This window comes from Pirellulales bacterium, assembly GCA_019694455.1.
Taxonomy (GTDB): domain Bacteria; phylum Planctomycetota; class Planctomycetia; order Pirellulales; family JAEUIK01; genus JAIBBY01.
The window spans coordinates 48,950-71,823 of record JAIBBY010000026.1; the positions used below are offsets into that span (position 1 = coordinate 48,950).

Here is a 22,874-nt window from a genome sequence, read left to right on the forward strand (position 1 = left end):
TCAGCAAGGCGCCAGCGCCGGATCAAGCCGCCAGTCGGCCAGTTGTAGTTCCACGCGGCGACTGCCGCCAAACGTGCTGATCACCGGATGAAAGGCGATGGCGAACGGCTCTCGCGCCGCTAGTAGCTCAGGCTCCCAATCTCCCTTGCCAAACGCCACGGCGCGCATGCTCACGCCGTGCTGCGCGAGCTTGACTGCCAGGTGCCTTCCTCCCGCGCCAATGCGTCGCGGCGGCTCGGCCAATTGCACCCCAGTGGCGCAGAGCAAGGGACGCATGTTGCCGTGGCCAAATGGGGCAAGCTGCTCCATTTGCTCGACCGCCTTGAGAGTGAACGCCGACAGTGGGGCCTCGGCGTCGATCCACAACTCCGCCACGCGCTGCTCATCGGCGATGGCGCCGGCGGCATGACGACAAAATTCCTCGCGAAAGGCGTCCAGTCGCCGTTCGTCGATCTTTAGTCCCGCCGCGGCGGCATGTCCACCATAACTCACCAAATGCGACTCGCACGCCGAAAGCGCCGCGTGCAAATCAAACCCAGGCACGCTGCGCGCCGAGCCGACGCCCGGCTTCACCCCCAGGTCGTCCAGCGAGATCAGCACCGCCGGGCGATGGAAGCGTTCTACAATGCGACCCGCCACAATCCCGATCACGCCCGCGTGCCAACCGCGATCGGCCAACACCAGCGCGGCATCGCGCTCGGGATCAAACTGACTTTCGGCCTGCTTGTGCGCCTTGAGATAAATGCTGCGTTCCAGGCTCTGGCGGCTGCTGTTCAGTTCGTTGAGATACTCAGCCAACTCGGCGGCGCGCTCGGCCGATTCGGTGATCAACAGCTCGATTGCCAACTGCGCCTGCCCCATTCGGCCCGCGGCGTTGAGTCGTGGCGCGATGGAAAAGGCGATGTCTTCGGCGGACAGTTCCCGCTTGCGCTCCAGTTGGGCCGCGCGCAGCATCGCCGCCAGGCCGACGCTGGGACGCTGCTTCAGACTCAACAGTCCATGCCGCACCAAAATGCGGTTCTCATCGATCAGCGGCACTACGTCGGCCACTGTCCCGAGCGCCGCCAGCGCCACAGCGCCCAGCAGAAACTCGCGCATCGCTTCGTTCACCTTGCGCGCCTGCGACGCCTGCTGGCACAGCGCCCAGGCGACCTTAAAGGCCACCCCCGCGCCCGATAGATACGGAAAGGGATACTCGTGGCCGGGAAGCAGCGGATGCACAATCGCGGCCGCGGCCGGCAGGCCGCTCGCCATTTGATGGTGATCGGTAATCATCAGTTCCAGGCCGAGCTCGCGGGCCAGTTCGGCCTCGCGCAGAGCGGTCACACCGCAATCGACCGTGATGATCAATTGGGCGCCTTGGGCGGCCAAAGTCGTTAGCGCCTCGGCATTGAGACCATACCCCTCCTCCATGCGATGCGGGACATAAAAGCCCACATTCGCGCCCAACAGCGACAGGCAGCGCCACAGGATGCTGGTGGCGGCCACGCCGTCCACGTCGTAGTCGCCGTAAACAATGATCCGCCGCCCGCCGCGCACCGCGTCCCACAGGCGCTCCGCCGCTTGCTGGCAACCGGGCAGGTCCAGCGGATCGCGCAGGCCGACCAACTTGGATTCGAGAAAGTCGCGGGCTGTGTCGGCATCGGCAATGCCGCGACAGATCAGCAATTGGGCGACGACGGCGGGCAGTCCACTCGTCTGTTGTAGCCGGGCGATGCGATCCGCATCGTGCGCCCGGAGACGCCAGCGCTTGGGCATGAAGTCATCCTGACTGGGAAGGCGGGCAGGGAGCAGGCATACGATGCACTATTCGACCATTCCGGGCGACCAGACTCAAGCGATTGTCGTTAACCGCTGGCATTGCCGCCTATTGGGCGGTACCGTCGTTTGTGGCCAAATAACGTATGTTGTAATTGGCCTATCCGCTCCAATTTTGACGTTGGCTAGCCATGATGATTCTCCTGTTCGAAGACGATCTGGTGACCGACCTGTATCCGGTGTCGATCAGCCGGCCCGTCTTCGCGATCAGTTGCGGCAGCCTGCGGTTGATCGACCTGGTGAGCAGCTTCGGTTGCCCGGTGAAGTGGCTGGTGCGTCCGCATCTGACGGAGATTCAAGAGGCCGATTTTTGCCATCTGTCGCTGGGGTCCGGTTCTCCAAAACAGTTCGTACTGGCGATTAATGGCGCCGTTGTGCCCTCGGTGGCGGTGCTCAAGCGTCTGCGTGAACTGATCGCCGCGCGGCGCGAAGGGGCGATTGTCACCGAAGAGGGGCGCATCGCAGCGGCTGTGGTGGCGGGAGATAGCCCCCCAGCTCGCGCCGCCAATTATGCGGAATTCCTGGTCGCCATGCGGCAGCGCGAACTGCCGCGCTTGGAAGGCGAGTTGCCGCTCTTTCATTTTCCGCACGACATCATTCGTCATCATTTGATGATTGTGCGCGAGAGCCTAGAGCATCGCGTGGCGCAAGGCGCCTATCGCGAGGCCGGCGATGGCCTGTTTTTGGCCGACGACATTTCGCTCGGCCAGCATGTGGTCACCGACACCCGCCGTGGTCCGGTGGTGATCGACCAAGGCGCCACCATCGGCCCATATACTTTTTTGCGCGGCCCAGTGTACGTCGGCCCCAAGAGCAAGGTCATCGAACACTCGGCGCTCAAAGACGGCGCCACCCTCGCCAACACCACTAAGATCGGCGGCGAAATCGAGGCCTCGATCATCGAGGCCTACACCAACAAACAGCACCACGGTTTTCTCGGACACAGCTATCTCGGCAGTTGGATCAACCTTGGCGCCGGCACCTGCAACAGCGATCTCAAGAACACCTATGGCCAGGTGAACATGGATTACCACGGCCGCAAGGTGCCCAGCGGCATGCAGTTCATCGGGGCGATCATCGGCGACTACGCAAAGACGGCCATCAATACCGGCATTTTCACCGGCAAGACGATCGGCGCGTGCAGCATGGTGTATGGCTTTGTCACCACCAACGTGCCCAGCTTTGTCAATTACGCCCGACTGTTTGGCCAGGTGACCGAAACGCCGGTCGAAGTGATGATCCCGACGCAAGGCCGCATGTTCGCCCGCCGCGACGTGACGCAACGACCATGCGACATTCAACTCTTGCGCGACATGTACGAACTAACGCGCCACGAGCGCCAGATCGCCGGCGAACCACTGTCGCTGTAGCCGCGCACGGGACCGTTTTACCAAATAGGCGCCGCCGCGTCGGGCAGTTTTCGGACATATAGCACGCTGCGTAGCAACCTCTCTTACGACTGCACGGCGAAACCTGGCGCCCATGGTGGCCCAGGAATGTGTCCACCGGCGTCCAATTCTCAAACGCTTCAGATTCTTCGGAAAATCGAGCAACACTCCGAAAACATCCTCTCCAAAGACGCGCGAGAGCCGCGCCAAGATCGACGTAAATCATTCCATGACAAAGCCTTGATAAGCGGCTCATCGTGACCACTTTGCGACCGGTTTTCGGAGCTTTCGGAATTCGCTCGTTTTGCAATCACCACCTGCCGCCAAAGGCGGGCGTCTCCCAGTGACGTCAACGTTTTACTATCGCCGCAGCAAGAGATTTGCTCTGCTGTGTTGATTCTCACTTGTGGATTTCCTAACGAAGGCGGCGCCATGCAAACCGAGTATGTCCACTGCGATCTGTCGCGCGCGGAGGTCGAGGGCTGGCCCGGTCCAACCATTCTTGAGTTTGGCGCCGGCTGGTGTGGGCATTGCCAGGCGGCGCAGGTCCCCTTGGCCGAGGTGCTCGCCGCCGCGGCAGAGGTGAAGCATGTGAAGGTCGAAGATGCGCCGGGCCGGCGACTGGGCCGATCGTTTGGCGTCAAACTGTGGCCGACGTTCGTTTTTCTCAAGGACGGCGTCGAAGTGGCCCGCGCGGTGCGCCCCACCACTACCGGCGAGTTGCAGCCTGGACTTGCGCAAATCGCCGATTGATCGAACGGCGCAAGGCGGGATTTTGCTCCAACAGCGATTGAGTGGGCGGAATTGCCGCGCCTCCACGAAAGAAAAAGACCCACGGAGCGAACTCCGTGGGTCTTGATGCCTATGAACTGATGAAGGCCTTTAATCACCGCAAGACGGTGATTGTGGTTAGGCCTCGCGTGGCTTGATGAGCGGGCCAGAGCTGTCGCCAACACCCCCCTTGAGTTCCTGGGCTGGCGCCGGACGATTGGCCTTGGCTTCTTCGGTTTCTTCGGCTTGCGCCAGGTCGTCGTCGCTCCATTCCAGTCGCTTGCGCGACAGGCCAATCTTGCGCTCGTCGGTGTCGACGCGCAACACCTTCACCTCGATGGTGTCGCCCACCTTGACCACTTCCTCGGGGTTTTCGACCTTGTGGTCGGCCAACTCCGAGATGTGCAATAGCCCTTCCAAGCCATTCTCCAGGCCAACGAACACGCCAAAGTTGGTGAGCTTGGTGACCGTGCCCGACACGCGTTGGCCGGGCTGGTACTTGGAGGGGATGTCGGTCGCCCAGGGATCGTCTTGCAATTGCTTGAGACCCAAGGCGATGCGGCGGCGCTCCTGGTCAACCGAGAGCACTTTGCACTCCAGTTGGTGACCTTTCTCGACCACCTCGCTGGGATGGCTGATCTTGCGGGTCCACGACATGTCGCTGACGTGCAACAGGCCGTCGATCCCCTCTTCGATCTCGATAAAGGCGCCGTAGTTGGTGAGGTTGCGCACCGTGCCGGTGACGACCGTGCCAGGCGGATACTTCTCGGCCACTTTCTCCCAGGGATTTTGCTGGGTTTGCTTCATGCCGAGCGAGATCTCTTGCTTCTCTTTGTTGATGCCGAGCACCACCACGTCGATCTCGTCGCCAATCTGCACCAATTCGCTGGGATGATTGATGCGCTTCGTCCAGGACATTTCGCTGATATGCACCAGACCTTCGATGCCTTCCTCCAGCTTGACGAAGGCGCCGTAGCTCATCACGTTCACCACCTCGCCGCGGACCACGCTGCCGACGGGGAACTTCTCTTCGATGTTCTGCCACGGGCTGGGTGACTTCTGCTTGAGGCCCAGCGCGATCTTTTCCTTTTCGCGGTCGATGTGCAGGATTTGCACCTCGAGCTCCTCGTCGATCCGCACCATCTCGGTCGGATGGCCGATGCGGCCCCAGCTCATGTCGGTGATGTGCAACAGGCCGTCGATGCCGCCCAGGTCGACGAACGCGCCGAAATCGGCGATGTTCTTGACCACGCCTTTGCGGAGTTGGCCCACCTCGAGCGTCGACAAAAGCTGCTGCTTCTTCTCGGCCCGCTCGGCCTCGATCAGGGCGCGGCGGCTGACCACGATGTTGCGCCGTGCTTCGTCGATCTTGAGCACCAGACATTGAATGGTGCGGCCGATGTAGTCGCCAATGTCGTGCGGACGGCGGATATCGACCTGGCTGGCCGGCAAGAAGACATTGACGCCAATGTCGACCAGCAAGCCGCCTTTGATTTTGCGGGTGACGGCGCCGGTGACGACGTCGTTTTCGTGCACTGTTTCCATGACCTTGAGCCAGGCCTCGATCTTTTCGGCCTTGCGCTTGGAGAGGGCGATCATGCCCCCTTCCTGGTCCATCTCGCCGGAAACGTCCTCCACTTCCTCAACCAGAACCTTGAGCTTTTCGCCCGGTTGCGGTGGCTCTTCCTCCTCGCCCCATTCGGCGAGCGGAATCACTCCTTCGCTCTTGTAGCCGACGTCGACCAGCACATTGTCTCCCTCGATCCGGAGCACTTTGCCTTCGACGATCTGATTGAGCTTGATCTCCTGACTGCCCCAGTCGATGTCCTGATCCCAGTCGATCTCCTCAACTTTGGCGCCGTTGAAAGAGTCGCTCAGGGCACGTGTCCACTCGTCGTCGGAGACATCGAATTCGCGGATGAGATTGCGGTTGACCATTATTTCCAGTTCGCCAGCCCAGTGATGCTGCTAGATGTTGGCTGAGACTTCGCCCGCTGGAGTTCGATAGAGCGAACCGAGTCGGGGCGATTTTCGACCGCCGGAGGAACAAGGGGCTGGAGCAGCCTGCCGGCGGGGTTAGTACCAACGGATCGCGCGACGGCCGCCTTACGCGAGCGGCTCCCACGACGGCGCGAGAACCCAGAAATATATCAGGGACGGCAACTTAGAACAATCGCACCCGCTCAGCAACCAAAGCGAACCGAGCCCCGCTCGCGCGGTGCGCCACAGGGGCTATTTCTGACGCTCTTTCCACCACTGCGTCAAGCGCTGCCGGCCCTTGGCGTCGCGCCAGTACGCCCCAGGACAGTCGAGGCTGGCCAACGGAGAGTACATCAACACTTCCAACCCAAAAACGGTCGGCGGGATGCCCGCCCGATTCAGTAAAATCGCTGCGGCGGTGGCGCCGAGCTCGGGCGCCGTGAGCTTTTCCGGTTCTGGACGAGGGTCTTCGCTGGTGGCGGGGGTGGGCTCGCTGGGAGCGGCGGCGGGCCGGCGCATCAAGGGATCGTCGCGCTCCACCAGGCTGAACAGCCACGGGTCGACCTCGGGCCAGGGGTCGTGAACCGCGATGCACAAAGCGGCGATCCAGGGCCAATCCCACGGCGCCTGCGCCGGCGGATCGAAGAATCGCTTGGCCTGAATGGCCGCCAACAAGCCGGGCACTGCATCGTGGCGACCGCTGCGGGCCAGCATGCAGCAGACGTTTTGCAACCGGCTGACATTGCCGACAAATTGCCCCTCGGCTGGCGGATAGTGGCTGTCGTCCACTGCCATGAAGTACTTGCCGGTGAAGGCGGATACCTGGCCATCGTCCAGTTCTTCAAGCATTAAAAGCTCGGATTGCGAGAGCGGCTTTTTGGTGGCCAGGATGTGATCGAGCGTGCGGCGTGTGATGGCGGCCGCGCGCTGGGCATCGTCGCCGCGAATCAGATATTCATAGGCCATGCGGCGGCGCGGTGTGGCCAGGTTGACCAGATGGAACTGCGCGCTACCCTGCTGCGGATGCGGAAAAAAGACGCCAATCGGGTAGTCGCCCGGAGAAAGCGAGTTGCCGCTGACGCAATGCGCGCGTTCGTCGTCGACAAAGTCGAAGTGGCTGGCTCGCTGGGCGCCCTCTGGCACGCTAGGAACGCCGACAAACAGAAATTGAATGGAGACGTGCTGCGGACCTTGCCAATACTCCGCCACGAGCGTGGGGCGCGCCCAATCGAGCACCGCTTCGAGCCGCCGCGCGGCATCTGGTGTAATTCCTGGCCGGGCGATCCGTTCTTCAACGCCATGCCTCACGCGGTCCAGGTATTCATCGCGGGCCAACAGGTCGACCAACTCTTGTTGCGCGGCGTCCTGCTGCAGCGACCAACGTGGTTCGTTGGGACGAACTTGGATCAACGCGTCGAGCCAGGCGGTGAGCTGTTCGTCGCTGACCGGCGGCAACCGCCAATCCTTGGGGTCGCTGGCGAGCCAAACGCCGCGCGCCGTGTCGAGCAGGTCGCGCAGCATTCGGCGCGTGCTGGAATCGATGGTGGGGCTGCCAAGCCCCGCCTTGATGGCCGCCAGCGCCTCGCTATTGGCTTGCGGTTGTGAGGCAATCCATCGCAAGCGGGCCTGGGCGCTGGCGCGGCGGGCCGCCGAGTCGTCGTTAAGCTGCGCCACCAGTTGCGTGATGTCGCCGGCGAGCGGCAAGGGCGATGTTGGGGCCGCCGGCGCCGGCAACCGCTTGAGTAGCGGCGCCAGTCGGCTGCGCGCGTCAAACGATAGTTCGCCCGTGACCAGCGCCGCGCCCAATGCGTCGGCCGTGGATTGCTGCACCTCCTCGAGGTCGGCGATTGCCGACAATCGCGCCGTCGCAGATTGGCGCGCGTCGAAGTCGTTGGAATCTAATTGCCGCAGCAGTTCGGGAATCTCGGCAATGGCCGAGTCGCTCGCTGCGTTCGATGGTGGTTCGGCGGCGCGCAGGCACGACGAGCCAAGCAAAAGAGCAGCGGCCAGTGAGAAAACGAGCGACATGGGCCGTAGCAGCGACCGACTCCTGAGACAGTCCATTGAGCAGCCCTCGGCCGGCAAATGGCAGCAAATAAATAGAAAAAGCGGGCGAACCATGCCGTTCCATCTTACGCAAAGCGCGCGATTGGAGCCAACGCGAAGCCGCCACCGGCAATCTCCGCCGTTCTGCTGCCAGCAAGCAGCTACTATTCGAGCTTTCGGGCCGTCGCGGCCTTGTGGCGGTGGGTAAAAGTTCGCTACAAGACCCCCCGCAATTCTCTCTTGGTCGCTGGAAGGAGATGCCGGGATGCAAAAAAGGCGGACGCTGTTGTTGGGACTACTGGGGATGGCGGCCACGTTGTTAGGGGCGCTCTTGCCGGCGCGCGGCGCCGCGCCGCCTCCGAGCGGCGCAAACGGGCCGATCGACCTGCGCGACATGCTCACCAAGGGGCTCAAGGCGCGGCGGCCTGTCGAATTTCGTTACTTGAACGTGGTGGCCGACATGGTCGACACCGGCGATTTGCCAGTCAGCTTGGTGCACGGCACGTTTTTCTGGGCGCGCCAGCGCTACGACCGGCCGTTGCAATATTTTCAGCAGGCGCTGCACGTGAGAGCCAAGCGAATCGGCATCGAAGTGCCCGGCATGGATAGCGCGCTTTCCACCACGCGCCCCACGCCGCCAACGCCGGGCTTCACCGTGCCGTGATGGCCAGGCTGTTTCACAAGAGCGATATTCCGCGGTCGCCGATCTCGAACGGAATAATCTGATCGGAGCAAGCGCTGCCCCGATGCTTGGCGATGTAGAGCGCGCGCCCCATGCGATTGCCCTCGCGAACCTTGCCCAGATAGATCACCGTGTTGGCGTTGGCCAGCCAGTCCCCTTCGGCTAGGGGGCGGTCGATGAGTTGGTCTAAAATCGTTTCCACCGAGGTGTAAAGCATCACCGCGCCGATCTGGGCCGGATCGTAAAGATGCTGGCCAACCAGCGCGGCGTATTGGCGAAAATCCTGACGAAACAAGTCGCGCGCCACCCACTCGGCGTCTTTGCGCAGGATTTGGTGGTACAGATATTCGAACAGTTCAAACTGCATCGCCTCGCGGGGGCGATCGATCGGGTCGATGCCGTCGATCACCACACGCCGCGCTCCCCGCGTGAAATTGCCGTATAAAAACGCGATGCTGGTTTCCAGTTTGGCGACGATGGCCTGGCGCCAGGCGCGATCGGCGTCGAACGACAACTCGCGATCCGACAGCCGCCGGCCGCCGTAGTCGAACACGTGCAGGTAGTCGCCTGGCTCGTTGGCCGGCGCGAAGAAATCTTGGTGCGACACGCGACGATCCCCCGCCATGGCGCGCAGCGTCCAATCGAACATGCGACGGGCGTATTCGGCATGGCTCTGCGAATCGCCGCGATAGGTCATATCGAACAAGACGCCGCGTCGGCCCTCTTGCGTGTGGCCGGCGCTAGCGAATTGCAGCCCCAACTGCGTCTTGCCGACCCCCGTGGCGCCAAGCAGCACCGTGAGCGTGCCCGGCAGCAGGCCGCCCCCTAAATGTTGATCGAGAGCGGTGATGCCGGTGGAAAGTCGCTCAGGCAAGATGAACTCCTATTGGCAAACAAATGGTCGTGTGCTGTTAAATGGAGAGCATCCGATCGCGCGCGGCGATCTTGATGCGCTCCGCCGCGCGACCTCCGCGGATCACGATGGCCTCTGGATATAGCGCCACAGTTGGGCAGACGTGCCAGGGGATGGCGTACAAGCACGACCCCACCGCGTAACGAACGGCGCTGGTGGTATAGATGGTGAGATGTTCTTCGCTATGGATGACGGCGCGCGCGTCCGGAAGTTCTGGAAACAGCACGCGCGGATCGGGGTTGTCGGAGGCCACCGCCTTGTAACCCAGATCGAGGCACAACAAGTTGTCACCCGGTTTGCTCACCACGCGCGTCAGCAAGATCGCGGCATTAAGAAAATCAAGATCGCGATACTTGGTGAGGTATGCGCCGTCCCAAAAAACGGTGGTGCCGGGACTGCACTGATGATCCGAATGGCGGGCATGAATTGCAAAGCTGGGCGATCCGCCGGAGACGACCTGTGGCACGGTCATGCCGTGGGCCACGAGTCGATCTCGAAACTCGTCGACTCGATCGAACGCCCATTCGACCATTTCGGCGCGGCGAATGGGATTGGGCTCTTTGATGTGTCCGTCGTAGGCGTGCAGTCCCCCCGCGCGCAGCGTCTTGCTCTTGGACAACCGGCGATAGACGGCCTCGGCGGCGGGTCCAATCTCGATGCCGGTGCGGTGCATGCCGATATCAAGATCGAGCAGCAGCGCGACCGACACCCCCGCCTGCTCCAGGGCCTCGATCGTCGCCTCGTTGTCGACCAGCGCCGAAAACTCGGTTTTGGGAAACTGCTCGACCAGTTGCTTGAGCCGCGCGATGTTGGGCCCGACTGCCTGCATCGCCCACAGCACGTCGCGGGCGCCGCAATGGGCGATCATCTCGGCCTCGGCGAGCGTGGCGCACTTGAACGCGCGGATGCCGGCGTCGAGTTGCATGCGCACGATCTCGGCCATCTTGTGCGTCTTGACGTGCGGGCGCAGGCGTTCTGGCCCGCCGACCTCGGCCAGCATGCGACGGATGTTTTCGCGCGCGCGATCCAGGTCGACCAACAGCGCGGGGGAGGCGACTTCGGCGTCGTTTTCAATGCGAAACCAATCGGCGGACATGACGAGAGTTCCGGGCAAGAAGCGGTGCGGGATAAGGACCGCTATGGTACCAAACGCGCCGTGGCCATGCCGAGAATTGGTTGCCGCGCGACCGTTGCTTCCGGAGCGAGGTCGCTAAACCATCGCTTCCCAAGCGGCGACGAGCAGCGAAGCCGCCGCGTCGATTTCGTCCTCGCTGGTGTAGCGCCCCAGGCTCAGCCGCACCGTGCCGCGGCCAATCTCGGGCGAGAGGCCAATCGACTTGAGCGTGGCCGAAAGAGGGGTGGCGCTGCTATGGCACGCGGCGCCCGTCGAGGCATGCACCTCGGGCACGCGGCGCAGCAAGTCGGCGCCGGCCACATGGCGAAAGTTGACCGACAAAGTGTTCGGTAGTCGCTCGGCCGTAGGGGCGTTGATCGGCTGGGCCGGGTGCAGCGCGTCGAAGAGGCGATCGGCAAGTCGTTCGCGCAACTCCGCCATTCGACCAGCGTCGGCCGGCTGGCAAATGTTGGCCAGCCGCGCCGCTTCGCCTAGCGCTACGATGCCAGCGACATTCTCCGTGCCAGAACGCACGCCCGACTCTTGACCCGCTCCGTGCAGCAACGGTTCGAGCGAGACGCCGCGGCGGACATACAAGGCGCCAATGCCTTTGGGCGCGTACAGCTTGTGGCCGGCCAGTGTCAATAAGTCGACGTCCAACTCATCGGCCCGCACCGAGAGTTTGCCAACGCTCTGCGCCGCGTCGGTGTGAACTAGCACCCCTTGCGCTCGGCAGAGCTTGGCAATCTCGCCAATCGCCTGCACGGAACCGATCTCGTTGTTCGAGTGCATCACGCTCAAGAGCAAAGTGTCGTGTCGGATTGCGCGGCGCACGTCAGCGGGGTCGATGCGCCCCTGGGCGTCGCAGGCAATTGTGCTGACATCAAAACCCAGCCGCTGCAAATGCCGGGCGGGTTCGCTGACGGTCGGGTGCTCCAGCGCCGAGATGATGATGTGACCCCGCGCGGGCCAGGCCGCCAGGGCCACTCCCTTGAGCGCCAGGTTGTTGCTCTCTGATCCGCCCGACGTGAAGACGATCTCGTCGGCGGTGGCGCCGATCAGTTGGGCCACGCGGCTGCGAGCGTCTTCGACCGCCTCGTGGCAGGCCCTGCCCAGTGGATGCGAGCTGGAAGGATTGCCATAGTGCTCGCGCAAAAAGGGCGCGAGCGCCTCGCGCACGCTGTCGGCGATGGGGGTCGTCGCGTTGTTGTCGAGATAAATACGACGCATGTGTGACAAACAAATCGGGCACGGACCAATGGTGATCCGTGCCCGATGAATTTCAATAACGGATTTACTCTAGCTGCGCGCGCCGGGGACGACCCGCTTTTGCACGTCCGTCTCCAACACGCCGAAGGCCGCCTCGTGGCGTTGCAAGGTGAGTTGCAAGGCGTGCAACATCCGCTTGGCGGTGTAAAAGTTGGTGACAATCCGCTGACTGATGACGATGGGCTCGGTGGGAACGCCGAAGGGTTGCGGGTTGAGGCCAAAGTCGATAATCAACTCTTCCGGCGTGCCAGTGACACGGCAGAAGTTGGCGTATGCGGCAGCCGCGTGAGTGTCGTCGACTTTGACATGCTGGCGCTGTTGCTGTTGTTGCCCGGCCGGGGCGTGACTCTCGGGGGCCGGTTGAGGTGCTTCTTCTGCCTTCGCCACGATGGGGTCCTTTCGGTAAGGGTTGTCTGCGTCGCGCGCGGGGTGGAAAGGATCGAATGCGCGATCCGCCGCGCGATGGATGTTTTGTGTTTGGATCGGCGCGCTGTGCGGCGCCGCTGGTCAGTTTACCCGGCCAAGTTCCGGTGGCGAAGCCGTGTGTATGCGGCCGTCTACGAGCCGGCGCCCGGCGGAACGACCTGCGGCGGCGATCGGTGAGGCTGATCTTTGTCGTGGTTGGGGGTCATGTTCAGGGCCTCGACCGCGCCGCACAGGTCCTTGAGCTCGTTGATGATTGAGTCGCGCAGCGCCGCCAATCCGCCCACGATGCCAATGGCAAGCACCGTGATGAGCAAGATCCATTCAAAGGTGAGAAATCCGCGTCGCCGCGCGCGTCGAACTGCGAGCTTCATGTTGGTATCCGCTTGGGAAGAAGGGTCGGCCGTGGCCGGAGGAGTGAAGCGTTGCCGTTGACCTATGGCACGCCGCGCGCCAGCGGCCGGTTGTATCGAGTAGTTTTGGATGTAACTCGTTGCCGCATGGTGGTTTGGCCCAGAAACGCCAGTCATTCGAGTGCCGGCCAGCGCGTTGAGCCTTGGCAACGAATCGTCCTGGAGATGTGGCAAAATCGCCACCCGCCGCCCGTCATCGTTGACGCCGCGCTATAATCGAAGCACGTCGATCGGGGCGACAAGACTGGATTTGGGATGCTCCCATGGCGACTGCCGACACCAGCCCCAGCGTGTTGCGAGCCGACTGTGGCACGCGCGAGGTGCTTAAGCTCATCGCCGATCGCTGGACCGCGATCGTCATCTGGCAATTGTCGCTTGGCCCCCGCCGCTACACGCAACTTGAGCGCGAGATCGGCGGCATCTCTCAAAAGATGCTCACGCAAACTTTGCGGCGACTAGAGCGCGACGGCTTGGTGGAGCGCCGACCCGCAGCCGGCGGCGAGCAGCGCTTCGACTATGCGCTGACCGCGCTGGGCGAGACCTTGCAGGAGCCGCTCGGCGCCCTCTGCCGCTGGGCCGAGACACATCTGGCCGAGGTCGAACTGGCGCGCACGCGCGGCGACAGCATGCCGTGATGGCAACGTGGTTGCTGGCCGGTGGCCTGCGCTGAATCGATTGCTGGCGCCATTCTATTTGTGCCACTATCGCTTCTCATTCTGAGATTGGGATTCCCGGCGTGAGACGCTAGCCGAGCCGCTGCTTTGCGATCGAGCGTCATATCGCGGGAAAAAACGCCAGAAATCCGCCGTTTTCCTGGTGCCCTGCGCAAGTTCTTCGGCGTTGGCACACCCCTTGCGATTATCCCTCCGCATCAACAGGACAAGGGGGAGAGTCAAAACGAGGCGAACCCGTCACCCGCTGGACGGATGTTCGCAAGGAGGAAAGCAAGATGCTCGTGCTCAATCGCAAGGTCGGGGAAAAGATCTGCATCGACGGTCAGATCGTGGTCACGGTGAGTCGCATCCAGGGAACACGCGTGAGCTTGGCCATCGACGCGCCAAAGGAAGTGCATGTGATGCGAGGCGAGCTACGCCCCTTTGTGGTTGAGCTCGCGCCGACGCCGCCGGAACCGAAGAGAAGCATCGAGAGGCGTGAGCCCGCGGCGCGGCGCGAGCCAATGAGTCGACCCACGGCTAAGGCCGGCGGTTGACGCGACAGCATCCGCGCGGCTGTCCGCTGACCGCGCGGACAACGGAACAGAGCAGAGTCGGGCCGTGGCGGAGAAGAGGAAAGCAGGACGAGAGGGACGGATGATCGGGGAAAACCGGCGGTCGGTTGGGCGCAAGCTCGATCGATCGCCGGTTTCATTTATTTAGTGAGTGGCGATTGTCCCGGCAGCGAGAAGAGGGCTTGGTTTCCCTCATCCGGCTGCGATCGATAGGCCATTTCCCGCAGGCACAGTCTCCCCGCGAGCGCGGCGAAGGAGTCGCTATCTCGCTCGCGCGCCGCAGGGAGGGGGACAGTGGCCGCCGGTGTGTATTTCAAGCTCGGCTCAAGGTTTTCGCCGGCGAGCAAGACGCGGCGCGATCAGCGCGCCAAGGCCGCATAAGACAAGTCCCCACGTGCTCGGTTCGGGCAAAGGAGTCAACAAGAAGGCGCGGGTGGCGCCTCGCGGGTTCCAGCCGTAACCCACAATTTGCCCTTGTGAGTTGATTCCCGCCGCGCGCAGGAAAGTCCAATTGGCGTCACTATCGCCGACCAGAGAGTCGAGGTCCTGCATACCACCGTCGCTCGTCCAGAGAAACGCGCGAATACCCACGGAAGATTGACTGACGCCCACCACCTGCCCAGCGGTGTTGATACATTTGGCCTCACTGTAATCCGCGCCGCCCGGCAGGTAACCTAGGTCCTGCATACCGCCGCCGCTCGTCCAGAGAAACGCGTGCTTGCCCGTGGCGGCGTCGCTGACGCCCACCACCTGCCCCAAGTTATTGATGCCGTTGGCATAACTGTAGTCTGATCCTCCCGCAAGATCGCCTAGGTCCTGCATACCACCGTCGCTGGTCCAGAGAAACGCGCGCCGGCCCGTGGCGGCGTCGCTGACGCCCACCACCTGCCCCAAGTCATTGATGCCGTAGGCCTCACTGAAATCCCATCCCCCGGGCAGGTCGCCGAGGCCTTGCATTCCGCCGCCGCTCGTCCAAAGAAACGCGTTGGTGTTCAAACTGGAGTTGCGGCGACCTACCACCTGCCCTGAGTTGTTGATGCCGTTTGCGACACTGTAATCCGCGCCGCCCGGCAGGTAACCTAGGTCCTGCATTCCGCCGCCGCTCGTCCAGAGAAACGCGTGCGTGCCCGTGGCGGCGGGGCTGTAACCGACTACCTGGCCCAAGTCATTGATGGCGAAGGCGTAGCTGTAATCCTCTCCTCCCGGCAGGTCGCCGAGATTCTGCATTCCGCCGCCGCTGGTCCAGAGAAACGCGCGATAGCCGGTGCCGGTGCGGCTGTAGCCCACCACCTGCCCCAAGTCGTTGATGTCCATTGCGGAAGAGCCATCCGTCCCTCCGGGCAGGTCGCCGAGATCCTGCACGCTGTAGATCACACCATGCGCCGTGGCGGGGAGTGCCGCCAGAAAGATAAGGGTAAAGACGCTGCGAAACCGCATGCTGCTGATGCGGACCGCGCCGGCCGCGCTAATCAGCGTCCTGCACCAACTGCCCCCGTCCACTCGTTGTGCGCATCGCAACCCGTTCGTAGTGGGCATCGCCATTTCCGGCCTCGGTTGAATTTTTTGGTCTAACTCCTTGCGCACAAACAAAGCGCAGCAATCGTTTATTCTATTAGATGCAAAGTAACTGAAAAATCGGGAAACGAAATCAGAAAACGATATTCTGACTCTTCGCACCTCCGCAGGCAGGCCAGACAAATTAGCCATTGGCGTGCGACCAGGTGTGGAGGAAATGAGGGGCGACGCTAAGGCGGCGCTAATCGCCATTGTCTGGCGGTCGCGGGGCGAACTCGTACAGATCGTACATCTCGGCCGAGCGCGGATTTGGCTCCACCTGCCGATAAGTCTTGACCGTTTGCAGTTCGTAGCGCGCGGCGAGCGAGTCGAGCCATTGCCGGCGCCGAGCGTCGTCGCGCTGGTCGGACGCCTGGTGATATACCACGCAGCGCAGCGGTTGGTCGGCGGGGAGCGACGTCAGATTGACCCGCTGCGGCCCATTGCGATGACGCCGCGAATAGACGCGCTGATTGCACCGATAGGCGAGCCAGGCCAACTCGTGGCTGTCGCCGGGATACAAATCGATGCCCAGATCGGTGCTGACGCAGAGTAGCGTGCCGTCGCGCTCGTTTTGCCGGCCCCAGAACTGGCGCGCCATGTCGCGAAAGATCAGTTCGTGCCGATCTCGATACGGATGCGTCGCGTCGCGGGCGAAGATGCCGACGCCAATGCCAGCGCAAACGAAGACGATCAGTCCGATCGTCGCGCGGCGCAGGCGCGGATGCCCAAAGGCGTCGAGCGTGGTCATGATGCCGACGCCGGCGACCAGGCAGATCAGCGGCGCGACATACTGCACCAGGCGCGGATGGCCGCCGTAGGGATAACGTCCCAATGCGGCGGCGACAAAGGCCAGGCCAAAGATCGCCAAGGTCAATAGCGCCACGGGGCGTTGCCGGCCGCGCCACAGCGCCCACATGCCGACGACAAACAGGACAAAGGTGAGCGTGCTGCCGCCATTCTCGGCGCCCAGCGGATAGGCGAACATCTCGCCGGTGTGCGCCAGCAAGAACCAGCGTGGTAGTTCCCAGGGGCGCGCGAGGGGTGGGAAAGCGCCGGCCCAATAATCGGTCATCACCGCCTGCTCCGCGGCGAACTGCGGCCCCGCCGACAGTCGCAAGACCACCAGAAAGACGAGCGCCGCCAGCGCGTTCATCAGTAGCCACGGCAACCACTCGCGCCGCTCGCGGTCGCCGACGAGCGCCGGCAGCAGGGCGAGGCTGATTCCGCCGACCAAAAAGACCGCGGGATACGAAAACGCCACACACAGCGGCGCGGCGCAGGCCAAGGCCCACAGCCAGCGCGCAGCGCGCGCCTGCTGCCACTCGAACCAGAGCGTCAAAAGCGCGATGCTGGCCAGGCAGTCGCCCGCGTACGGCTTTACCTCGGCGGCGGGGCGAATGATGTACGACGACACGGCGAAGATGGCCACCCCCCACAGCGCGGCCTGGGGGGCGAAGTGACGCGTGGCCGTGCGATAGAACAAAAACATGGCGGCCAGCCCGCACAGCAAGGGGAAGAGCCGCAGCGACAATTCGCTGAAGCCCAACAGCAGCGTGGCGGCGTGCTCGATCCAGAGGAAGGCGACTGGCGCCACCTGATGATTATCGAGCGGCCGGGCGAGTTCAAAGAAGCCGCGGTCGAGAAAATTCGCCGACAGCAGTATTTCGTCACCCCAGAAGGGAAACCGCAGCGCGTACCGCGCGATTCGCAAGAACAGACCCAAGAACAAAAAGGCCAGCGTCGCGCGCGCATAAAAATTGGGCGCGAGGGCCGGCAGCTCGAGGCCACGCGGCGCTTGGCGCGACTGCGGCGCGGGGTGCGCCGCCAGCCGTCGGGCACGACGGCCAATTGATTTGCTCGGCGCGGAAGTGAGGTTGGTTTCGATCACAAGATTCGCGGCGCGTAGCGCGATGAAGCGGAAAGAGCGGTGGCAATTGGCAGCACCGACATTATGCTGCCACCCGCAGCGCCGCCGCGGCGCGCTTTTGCGCCACGACCAGATGCGCCAAGGGGCAGCCGACGCTCGCCCGATCGACCAGCCGCGCCAGCGGCAGCCAACGGTTGAGCCAGCGCAGGCGACTGGCCACGGCAAGCGGCTCCGCGCTGTCGAACCGCGCGGCCAGCCAGCGCGGCAAGCGACCCACCTCGTCGTGCGAAGTCACTTGCAGTCCCGCATGATGCAAACGGCTAAACAGGCTCGACGACTCGGGATCGTCGCTGTCGGAAGGGGCGAACAACACCAGTCTGCCCTCCTCGGGCAGGAGATTGGCGCAGGCCTCGATCGTGTGCTGGCTGGCGCGGTGGCCGAGCCAGTCAGCAAGGAGAATCGTGTCGATCTTTTCGCGGCGCCAGCGTTCGATATCGAACACGTTGTTGATCGAGCCGGCGTCGATGGTCAGGTTGTCGCGCCGCGCAAAGCGGTGCCGCAGCGCGGACTCACAAACGCTGTCGCTCTCGGCCAGGATCACGCGCTCTTTGGTCAAGAGGTAGCCGCTGAGGCTGCCAATGCCCGAGCCGATTTGCAGCACGCGCTCGCCGAAATGTGGGTGGGCGCGCTCCGCAATCCAGCGCTGCAAGCGCGTGGCGCGATCGCACGTCTTGAGCGCCTCGAAGGCGTGATGATCGGAGAAATGGCGATCGACAAAGCGGCAGCGCAGCATCTCGCCAATGGCCTTGAGGCCATCGATGGGGCGAATCTTCTTCCCCTCGGCGAAGCTGCGGCCGGCGTAGCTGATCGGCGCCTCGTAGATGCGCGCGCCCCACTGCGCCAGCCGGCTGGTGAGTTCGGGTTCGAGCGTGAAGGTGGCGCTCTTCAGGCGCAGCTGCCGCAGCACGTCGGCCCGCACCACCTTGTAGCAGGTTTCCATGTCGGTCAGCGTCAGGCCAGTGAGCAAGTTGCTCATCAAGGTGAGAAAGCGATTCACCTGCGTATGCCAGAAGTGCGGCACGCGGCGGGCAGGACTGGCGTAGCGCGAGCCAAAGACGGCGTCGGCCTTCCCGTCGAGAATCGGTTGGACCAGCGCTGGAAACTCGTGCGGGTCGTATTCCAGGTCGGCGTCTTGCACCACGGCGATATCGCCGGTCATGTGGCCGATGGCGGTGCGTATGGCGGTTCCCTTACCGCCGTTCTTTTCGTGTCGCACCGCGACAATTCGCGCGTCGGTCGCCGCCAGGCGCTGCGCCAGCTCCCAACTGCCATCGCGCGAGCAGTCGTCGACCATCACCAGTTCGATGTCGAGCGAAACGGGGCTGGTGAGCACCCGCCGCACGATCGACTCCAGCGTCCAGCGTTCGTTGTACACCGGCATCAGAACCGAGAGCTTGCGAAATGAAGTGGCTTCGCCCATCGAACTGCCGCGTCCCTGAGGAGTTTTATTGCTGGTCGCGCCAGCAGTGAACCTGCGAATCAGGCGAAATGCTGGCGCATGCTGCTGGCCGCCTGCCAAAATCGGGCGGCGGATTGTAGCCACGCGTGCAGGGCGGCGAAATATCAATGAACTTGTTCCGCCCACGCCGCCAACGTGCCCTCGGTTATCGGCAAGTCTGGCACTTCGGGTCGAGTAAAGTTGCGGCCAGTTTGTCGCGAGCGCTAACGAGGCAAGGTAGCTTTCAGCTCGATCGGCGGCGACGAGGCCGCGATAGCCGTCGCGCCGCGGGCTACCCAGCGCGCCAGCAAGTAGTTTGCTAGCAGCGCGGCCGGGGCCGCCGGCCAGATGGCGCAGACCAGCGCCGGTTCGTAATAGTAGAGCAAGACGAATGGCAGCGCCATCGTCAACGGAGGGCCAAAGAGCGCCAGCGGCACAATCACCAACTGACAGACCACACGGCGGCGCCAATCGACCACGCCGGCGGCGGAGACCAGTCGCACCCCCAGCCACCAGGAGCCGACCGACTCGATCACCAGCACCGCCAGCACGAGCCACGCTTCGCCGATCCATGGCGCCGCGGCAACGCGCGACACGCCCGCGCCCAAAAGCGACAACCAAAGCAGCAGACACACCACGTCGACCATCGTGTAACTCACGGTCCGGCCGCGTGGATCGCCGCGACTTGTGAGCGGGCGCAACACGCGATGCGTGAGGTCGATCCAAGCCAGGATTAGCAGGCAGGCTACGGCAACAAACGGGAGAATGCCCAGCAGCCATTGGAGTTCTTCAACCATGCCGTGCCACCGAGAAGACCCTTATTAGCTGTTGGCCACCCAGCCCGCCAGGCGATAACTGGCGCGGAGCAAGACCAGCGTGCCGAGCGCGGCCAGCAGCGAGCCGGTGACGACCCCTGGCATCCATGCGCGCTCGCTCGTCAGACGCAGCGACAACAGCGTAGCGAGCGCGAGAAAGACCAGCGGAAAGAACAACGCGGTCGGCGCCACCAACAGTTGAAACACGCTGCGCCGGGCGATGCCTTGAATCCGCGCCCGCGACAGCCAGACCAGCGCCAGTCGCCACCCCGACAGCACCGACAGGCCGCCGATGACGAACACGATGGGCGCCAGCGGCCGAAGTTGCTGCGCCGAGGCGAGCGCTGCGCCGATCATGCCCAGCAAGGAGAACTCGACAAAGAGGCAGGCCAGGTCGGTGACCAGAAACTGCGTGGGGCGCCGCTCGCTGGCCCAACGCGCGAGCACCGGCGCCAGCACGGCGCGGGCGGCCTCGATCCAGACCCAAAACGGCGCCGTGACCGCCAGTAGGATGGTCGCAAAGATCACCAGCGCCGCTAGTCCGCCCAGCAGCATTTCGACCGCGAGTTGGAGAAGGCCCATCATGAGATCACGCGGTTTGCGCCGCCAATAGTCGGGGCTTGGCTCGCGCCGCCGCCAGATCATCGTTTCGCAAAAACGGCCAGGCGGCGTAGTCGCCAAGTTGATCGCGGCGTCGCACTTTCTCCGAGGCGCGCGCCCGAGCAAGTCGGAATAGCCACCAGCAAACGCCGAACAACGCGAGTGGTATGACGTACAGCCGGCTATCGGCTAATCCAAAACCAATCGTTACCACGCCAGCAAGGGCGGTGATGAAGATCAAGCAGATGTTCAACAATTCAATCCCAAACGATTCTCTTGGCCACTCGTACTCGCAATCGGAATGCAGAAACACCACGCAGCGGGCCAAGTCGGTGCGAAAATCGTTGGGCAGGCGATAGCGCCCGCGGAATCGAGAGCAATTGACCTCGGCGTAGAGATACCATGCCCATTCATCGACTTTGCGCACTCCCAAATCTTGTGATTGACGCGCGATTGATTTCGCGTGATCGTCAAAGTAATCGTTTGTGATGGCGCCGCTCCCCAGGTGACGGAGCAACTCGGCCACTTGCCGGCGCGCTTCGCGATCGATCATGACATAACCTCCTGGGGAGTCGCCAACGCCGACTCGTCGACAAGTTCCACTTCAACCCACTGTTGCTCGATCACTGGCCAACTGGCGGCGGCCGCGACCCAGCGCGACAAGCGGTAGGCCGCCGTCAACAGCGCGGCGTCGATCGCCACACCGACGATCGCCACCTGCGTCAGGACGACCATGCCGTAGCGCGGCGCCACGTAGCGAGTCAAGGCCACCAGCCCGGCGGGGACGAGCACGCACAAGATCGGAAAGAAGAGACCGATCGGCGCCACCAGCAGTTGAAACGTGAAACGGCGCGGTAGGTCGTGGATTTTGGCCAGCGTGAGGCAGCGGACCGAGAGCCACCACGAGCCGATTGCCTCGATGGCGATGAAGATCAAGAGCAGCAGCAATACGACGCGCTCATCCGCCTCCAGTTCGATCCGCGACAAGAGCGCGCCGACGACGGAAAGCTGCAACATCAGCGGCAGCATGTCGATGGTGACAAACTGCGTTTGCGTCGGGGCGGCTTCGGCGACGGTGAGCAGCCGGCCCAAAATCGTGCGCGTGGCGACCGTCCAAAGCCGGATGCCCCCCAGCAACAACAGCACGAGGGTGGCGAGCAAAACCAGAAACGAGAGTAATCCGCCCATGCCGCTATTATGGCGCTAGTCGTCCGTTTTGGCGCATATCGGCTCCAGTTCTATTGCCAGCAGTTCCGCAAACTGGGGCCAAGTGGCGACTTCATTCACCAGCACCCGCCGCGCCAGCCGGCGAACCCCCCCGCGCCGCGACTCGCTGGCCAGGTAATCGACCGGGCTTTTGGCATCCAGCCGCGCCCAGAGGCAGCCCGCCAGGTTTTGCACGCCGCGAGCGACGAGCGCCGCGTATTCATTGGCGCCAATCGCGGGGCGTAGCGCCGCGGCGTAGGCGGTCCAAAAATCGGCGACCAGCGCGAGCATCGGCCCCGGGCTTGGCGCGTGATAAAAGGCCTTGAGCACCAGATGCGACAAGAAAAAGCCAATGTCGAACGCGGGATCGCCCCAGTGACCGGTCTCGTAATCGACCAGCATGATCTGCCGCTGGTACACGAGCAGATTTTTGGGGCTGTAGTCGGCATGCACCAGCGAGCAGCAATGAGTATCGAGCGAATCGGTCAGCCGTGAGAAGAACGCGGCGTCGCCCGGATGTCGCTGGGCGACCGTTTGGTAATAGGGCTCGATACGCAATTGCCAGAAGATCGCGCGATCAGCCAACCGCTCGGCGACTTCATCGTTGTGCCAGCCGCCGGCGTGCAGCGTCGCCAATAGCGCGCCGGCCGCCGTGGCGACCTGGGAATCGAACTGGCCGCGGAGCAGATCGTCGCGCCAAACATGATGCCCGGCCGGGGCGGCGCTCATGGCAAAGAGATAGTGATCGCGATCCTCGAACAAGAGCGCTGGCGTCTGTCCGGGCGTGGCGAAGCGCTGGCAGAGCCGCAAGGTTTCTGTCTCGCGCCAGATGCGCTCGACGGTGCAGCGCCAATCGTCGGCCACGCGTAGCCGTTCGCGCGCCTGCTTGACGACCATCCGTGGCCCGCCAGGGCCCGCGGCCTCGACCAGCAGCACCTCGTTGGAGACGCCGCCGGCAAGTCGCCGGGCGCGCAGCGGCACATCGGCGGGGATGCGGCTTGTTTCGCGCAGGTAGTGGCAGACGTTCGTCTCGTCGATGGTTCGCATGATGTCGCCGCCGGCCGGTACTTCGGATCGGCGTGATTCTATCGCGAAGCGGCCGTAGACGGGCGATTCGCGCCGCCCCCCTGGAATCGGGCGAACAATCCTTTAGGATAGTTGGTCCTGGCCTCTGGGCTCGCTCCGATGAGGGAGAAGCACGAGACCATGCCGGGCGATTAGCTCAGTTGGTTAGAGCACCAGCTCGACAAGCTGGGGGTCAAAGGTTCGAGTCCTTTATCGCCCAC

21 protein-coding genes and 1 tRNA gene are annotated in these 22,874 nt (G+C 63.2%); 6 read left to right on the forward strand and 16 right to left on the reverse strand.

All coding sequences use genetic code 11. The features are described 5' to 3' along the window. Complete coding sequence (gene recJ / locus K1X71_12225; protein MBX7073906.1) at positions 1-1,758, reverse strand: single-stranded-DNA-specific exonuclease RecJ; 1,758 nt, start codon at positions 1,756-1,758, stop codon at positions 1-3. Between the two features lie 191 nt (positions 1,759-1,949). Between recJ and K1X71_12230 the strand changes: the two genes are divergently transcribed. Together K1X71_12230 and K1X71_12235 are read left to right on the forward strand one after the other, a co-directional pair. After that, complete coding sequence (locus K1X71_12230; GenBank protein ID MBX7073907.1) at positions 1,950-3,188, forward strand: glucose-1-phosphate thymidylyltransferase; 1,239 nt, start codon at positions 1,950-1,952, stop codon at positions 3,186-3,188. 450 nt (positions 3,189-3,638) lie between these two features. Next, entirely contained in the window at positions 3,639-3,959 is a 321-nt protein-coding gene (locus K1X71_12235) for a thioredoxin family protein (protein ID MBX7073908.1), read from the forward strand. A gap of 156 nt (positions 3,960-4,115) precedes the next feature. Here K1X71_12235 and K1X71_12240 read toward each other — a convergent pair whose 3' ends face one another. Further along, positions 4,116-5,915, reverse strand: coding sequence for a 30S ribosomal protein S1 (locus tag K1X71_12240; GenBank protein ID MBX7073909.1), 1,800 nt, complete (start codon positions 5,913-5,915; stop codon positions 4,116-4,118). A gap of 294 nt (positions 5,916-6,209) precedes the next feature. Then, the gene (locus K1X71_12245) at positions 6,210-7,985 is read right to left on the reverse strand and encodes a hypothetical protein (GenBank protein ID MBX7073910.1); all 1,776 of its coding nucleotides are present in this window, start codon (positions 7,983-7,985) and stop codon (positions 6,210-6,212) included. Positions 7,986-8,268: 283 nt separating this feature from the next. Between K1X71_12245 and K1X71_12250 the strand changes: the two genes are divergently transcribed. Beyond that, positions 8,269-8,667, forward strand: a complete 399-nt coding sequence (locus K1X71_12250) for a hypothetical protein (protein ID MBX7073911.1) — start codon at positions 8,269-8,271, stop codon at positions 8,665-8,667. Between the two features lie 13 nt (positions 8,668-8,680). Here K1X71_12250 and K1X71_12255 read toward each other — a convergent pair whose 3' ends face one another. From K1X71_12255 to K1X71_12275, 5 genes are all read right to left on the reverse strand, one after another. Beyond that, a complete protein-coding gene (locus tag K1X71_12255) occupies positions 8,681-9,559 on the reverse strand; it encodes a recombinase RecA (GenBank protein ID MBX7073912.1) in 879 nt (292 codons plus the stop codon). A gap of 37 nt (positions 9,560-9,596) precedes the next feature. Continuing rightward, positions 9,597-10,694, reverse strand: a complete 1,098-nt coding sequence (locus K1X71_12260) for a D-TA family PLP-dependent enzyme (protein ID MBX7073913.1) — start codon at positions 10,692-10,694, stop codon at positions 9,597-9,599. 114 nt (positions 10,695-10,808) lie between these two features. Further along, positions 10,809-11,942, reverse strand: coding sequence for a cysteine desulfurase (locus K1X71_12265; GenBank protein MBX7073914.1), 1,134 nt, complete (start codon positions 11,940-11,942; stop codon positions 10,809-10,811). 69 nt (positions 11,943-12,011) lie between these two features. Continuing rightward, a complete protein-coding gene (locus tag K1X71_12270) occupies positions 12,012-12,371 on the reverse strand; it encodes a DUF3467 domain-containing protein (protein MBX7073915.1) in 360 nt (119 codons plus the stop codon). Positions 12,372-12,538: 167 nt separating this feature from the next. Beyond that, positions 12,539-12,778, reverse strand: a complete 240-nt coding sequence (locus K1X71_12275; protein ID MBX7073916.1) for a DUF2897 family protein — start codon at positions 12,776-12,778, stop codon at positions 12,539-12,541. Between the two features lie 302 nt (positions 12,779-13,080). Here K1X71_12275 and K1X71_12280 point away from each other — a divergent pair, with 302 nt between their 5' ends. Then, on the forward strand, positions 13,081-13,452 hold the full coding sequence (locus K1X71_12280; protein ID MBX7073917.1) for a helix-turn-helix transcriptional regulator: 372 nt from the start codon (positions 13,081-13,083) through the stop codon (positions 13,450-13,452). A gap of 314 nt (positions 13,453-13,766) precedes the next feature. Next, positions 13,767-14,027, forward strand: coding sequence for a carbon storage regulator (locus K1X71_12285; protein ID MBX7073918.1), 261 nt, complete (start codon positions 13,767-13,769; stop codon positions 14,025-14,027). A gap of 342 nt (positions 14,028-14,369) precedes the next feature. Here K1X71_12285 and K1X71_12290 read toward each other — a convergent pair whose 3' ends face one another. From K1X71_12290 to K1X71_12325, 8 genes are all read right to left on the reverse strand, one after another. Beyond that, on the reverse strand, positions 14,370-15,581 hold the full coding sequence (locus K1X71_12290; protein MBX7073919.1) for a hypothetical protein: 1,212 nt from the start codon (positions 15,579-15,581) through the stop codon (positions 14,370-14,372). 220 nt (positions 15,582-15,801) lie between these two features. Then, positions 15,802-17,490, reverse strand: coding sequence for a glycosyltransferase family 39 protein (locus tag K1X71_12295; GenBank protein MBX7073920.1), 1,689 nt, complete (start codon positions 17,488-17,490; stop codon positions 15,802-15,804). 61 nt (positions 17,491-17,551) lie between these two features. Continuing rightward, positions 17,552-18,949 (reverse strand): glycosyltransferase, encoded by a 1,398-nt coding sequence (locus tag K1X71_12300; protein ID MBX7073921.1) that lies wholly within the window; start codon positions 18,947-18,949, stop codon positions 17,552-17,554. Positions 18,950-19,191: 242 nt separating this feature from the next. Then, a complete protein-coding gene (locus K1X71_12305; GenBank protein MBX7073922.1) occupies positions 19,192-19,764 on the reverse strand; it encodes a hypothetical protein in 573 nt (190 codons plus the stop codon). Positions 19,765-19,788: 24 nt separating this feature from the next. After that, positions 19,789-20,367, reverse strand: a complete 579-nt coding sequence (locus K1X71_12310; protein ID MBX7073923.1) for a hypothetical protein — start codon at positions 20,365-20,367, stop codon at positions 19,789-19,791. Positions 20,368-20,371: 4 nt separating this feature from the next. Continuing rightward, a complete protein-coding gene (locus K1X71_12315) occupies positions 20,372-20,935 on the reverse strand; it encodes a hypothetical protein (GenBank protein ID MBX7073924.1) in 564 nt (187 codons plus the stop codon). Continuing rightward, entirely contained in the window at positions 20,932-21,570 is a 639-nt protein-coding gene (locus tag K1X71_12320; protein MBX7073925.1) for a hypothetical protein, read from the reverse strand. Before K1X71_12320 ends, K1X71_12315 begins: the two co-directional genes overlap by 4 nt. 15 nt (positions 21,571-21,585) lie before the next feature. Continuing rightward, a complete protein-coding gene (locus K1X71_12325; GenBank protein MBX7073926.1) occupies positions 21,586-22,635 on the reverse strand; it encodes a phosphotransferase in 1,050 nt (349 codons plus the stop codon). Between the two features lie 164 nt (positions 22,636-22,799). Here K1X71_12325 and K1X71_12330 point away from each other — a divergent pair. Continuing rightward, positions 22,800-22,873: transfer RNA gene (locus K1X71_12330), tRNA-Val, on the forward strand. The last annotated feature ends 1 nt before the right edge of the window (position 22,874 follow it).

Bases quoted from the DNA above. Each gene is read 5' to 3' on its own strand.
- K1X71_12305 (MBX7073922.1), bottom strand. From the start codon at position 19,764: ATGGTTGAAGAACTCCAATGGCTGCTGGGCATTCTCCCGTTTGTTGCC.
- K1X71_12285 (MBX7073918.1), top strand. From the start codon at position 13,767: ATGCTCGTGCTCAATCGCAAGGTCGGGGAAAAGATCTGCATCGACGGT.
- K1X71_12240 (MBX7073909.1), bottom strand. From the start codon at position 5,915: ATGGTCAACCGCAATCTCATCCGCGAATTCGATGTCTCCGACGACGAG.
- K1X71_12320 (MBX7073925.1), bottom strand. From the start codon at position 21,570: ATGGGCGGATTACTCTCGTTTCTGGTTTTGCTCGCCACCCTCGTGCTG.
- K1X71_12310 (MBX7073923.1), bottom strand. From the start codon at position 20,367: ATGATGGGCCTTCTCCAACTCGCGGTCGAAATGCTGCTGGGCGGACTA.
- K1X71_12245 (MBX7073910.1), bottom strand. From the start codon at position 7,985: ATGTCGCTCGTTTTCTCACTGGCCGCTGCTCTTTTGCTTGGCTCGTCG.
- K1X71_12315 (MBX7073924.1), bottom strand. From the start codon at position 20,935: ATGATCGATCGCGAAGCGCGCCGGCAAGTGGCCGAGTTGCTCCGTCAC.
- K1X71_12260 (MBX7073913.1), bottom strand. From the start codon at position 10,694: ATGTCCGCCGATTGGTTTCGCATTGAAAACGACGCCGAAGTCGCCTCC.
- K1X71_12275 (MBX7073916.1), bottom strand. From the start codon at position 12,778: ATGAAGCTCGCAGTTCGACGCGCGCGGCGACGCGGATTTCTCACCTTT.
- K1X71_12290 (MBX7073919.1), bottom strand. From the start codon at position 15,581: ATGCCCACTACGAACGGGTTGCGATGCGCACAACGAGTGGACGGGGGC.
- K1X71_12250 (MBX7073911.1), top strand. From the start codon at position 8,269: ATGCAAAAAAGGCGGACGCTGTTGTTGGGACTACTGGGGATGGCGGCC.
- recJ (MBX7073906.1), bottom strand. From the start codon at position 1,758: ATGCCCAAGCGCTGGCGTCTCCGGGCGCACGATGCGGATCGCATCGCC.
- K1X71_12235 (MBX7073908.1), top strand. From the start codon at position 3,639: ATGCAAACCGAGTATGTCCACTGCGATCTGTCGCGCGCGGAGGTCGAG.
- K1X71_12300 (MBX7073921.1), bottom strand. From the start codon at position 18,949: ATGGGCGAAGCCACTTCATTTCGCAAGCTCTCGGTTCTGATGCCGGTG.
- K1X71_12280 (MBX7073917.1), top strand. From the start codon at position 13,081: ATGGCGACTGCCGACACCAGCCCCAGCGTGTTGCGAGCCGACTGTGGC.
- K1X71_12230 (MBX7073907.1), top strand. From the start codon at position 1,950: ATGATGATTCTCCTGTTCGAAGACGATCTGGTGACCGACCTGTATCCG.
- K1X71_12265 (MBX7073914.1), bottom strand. From the start codon at position 11,942: ATGCGTCGTATTTATCTCGACAACAACGCGACGACCCCCATCGCCGAC.
- K1X71_12325 (MBX7073926.1), bottom strand. From the start codon at position 22,635: ATGCGAACCATCGACGAGACGAACGTCTGCCACTACCTGCGCGAAACA.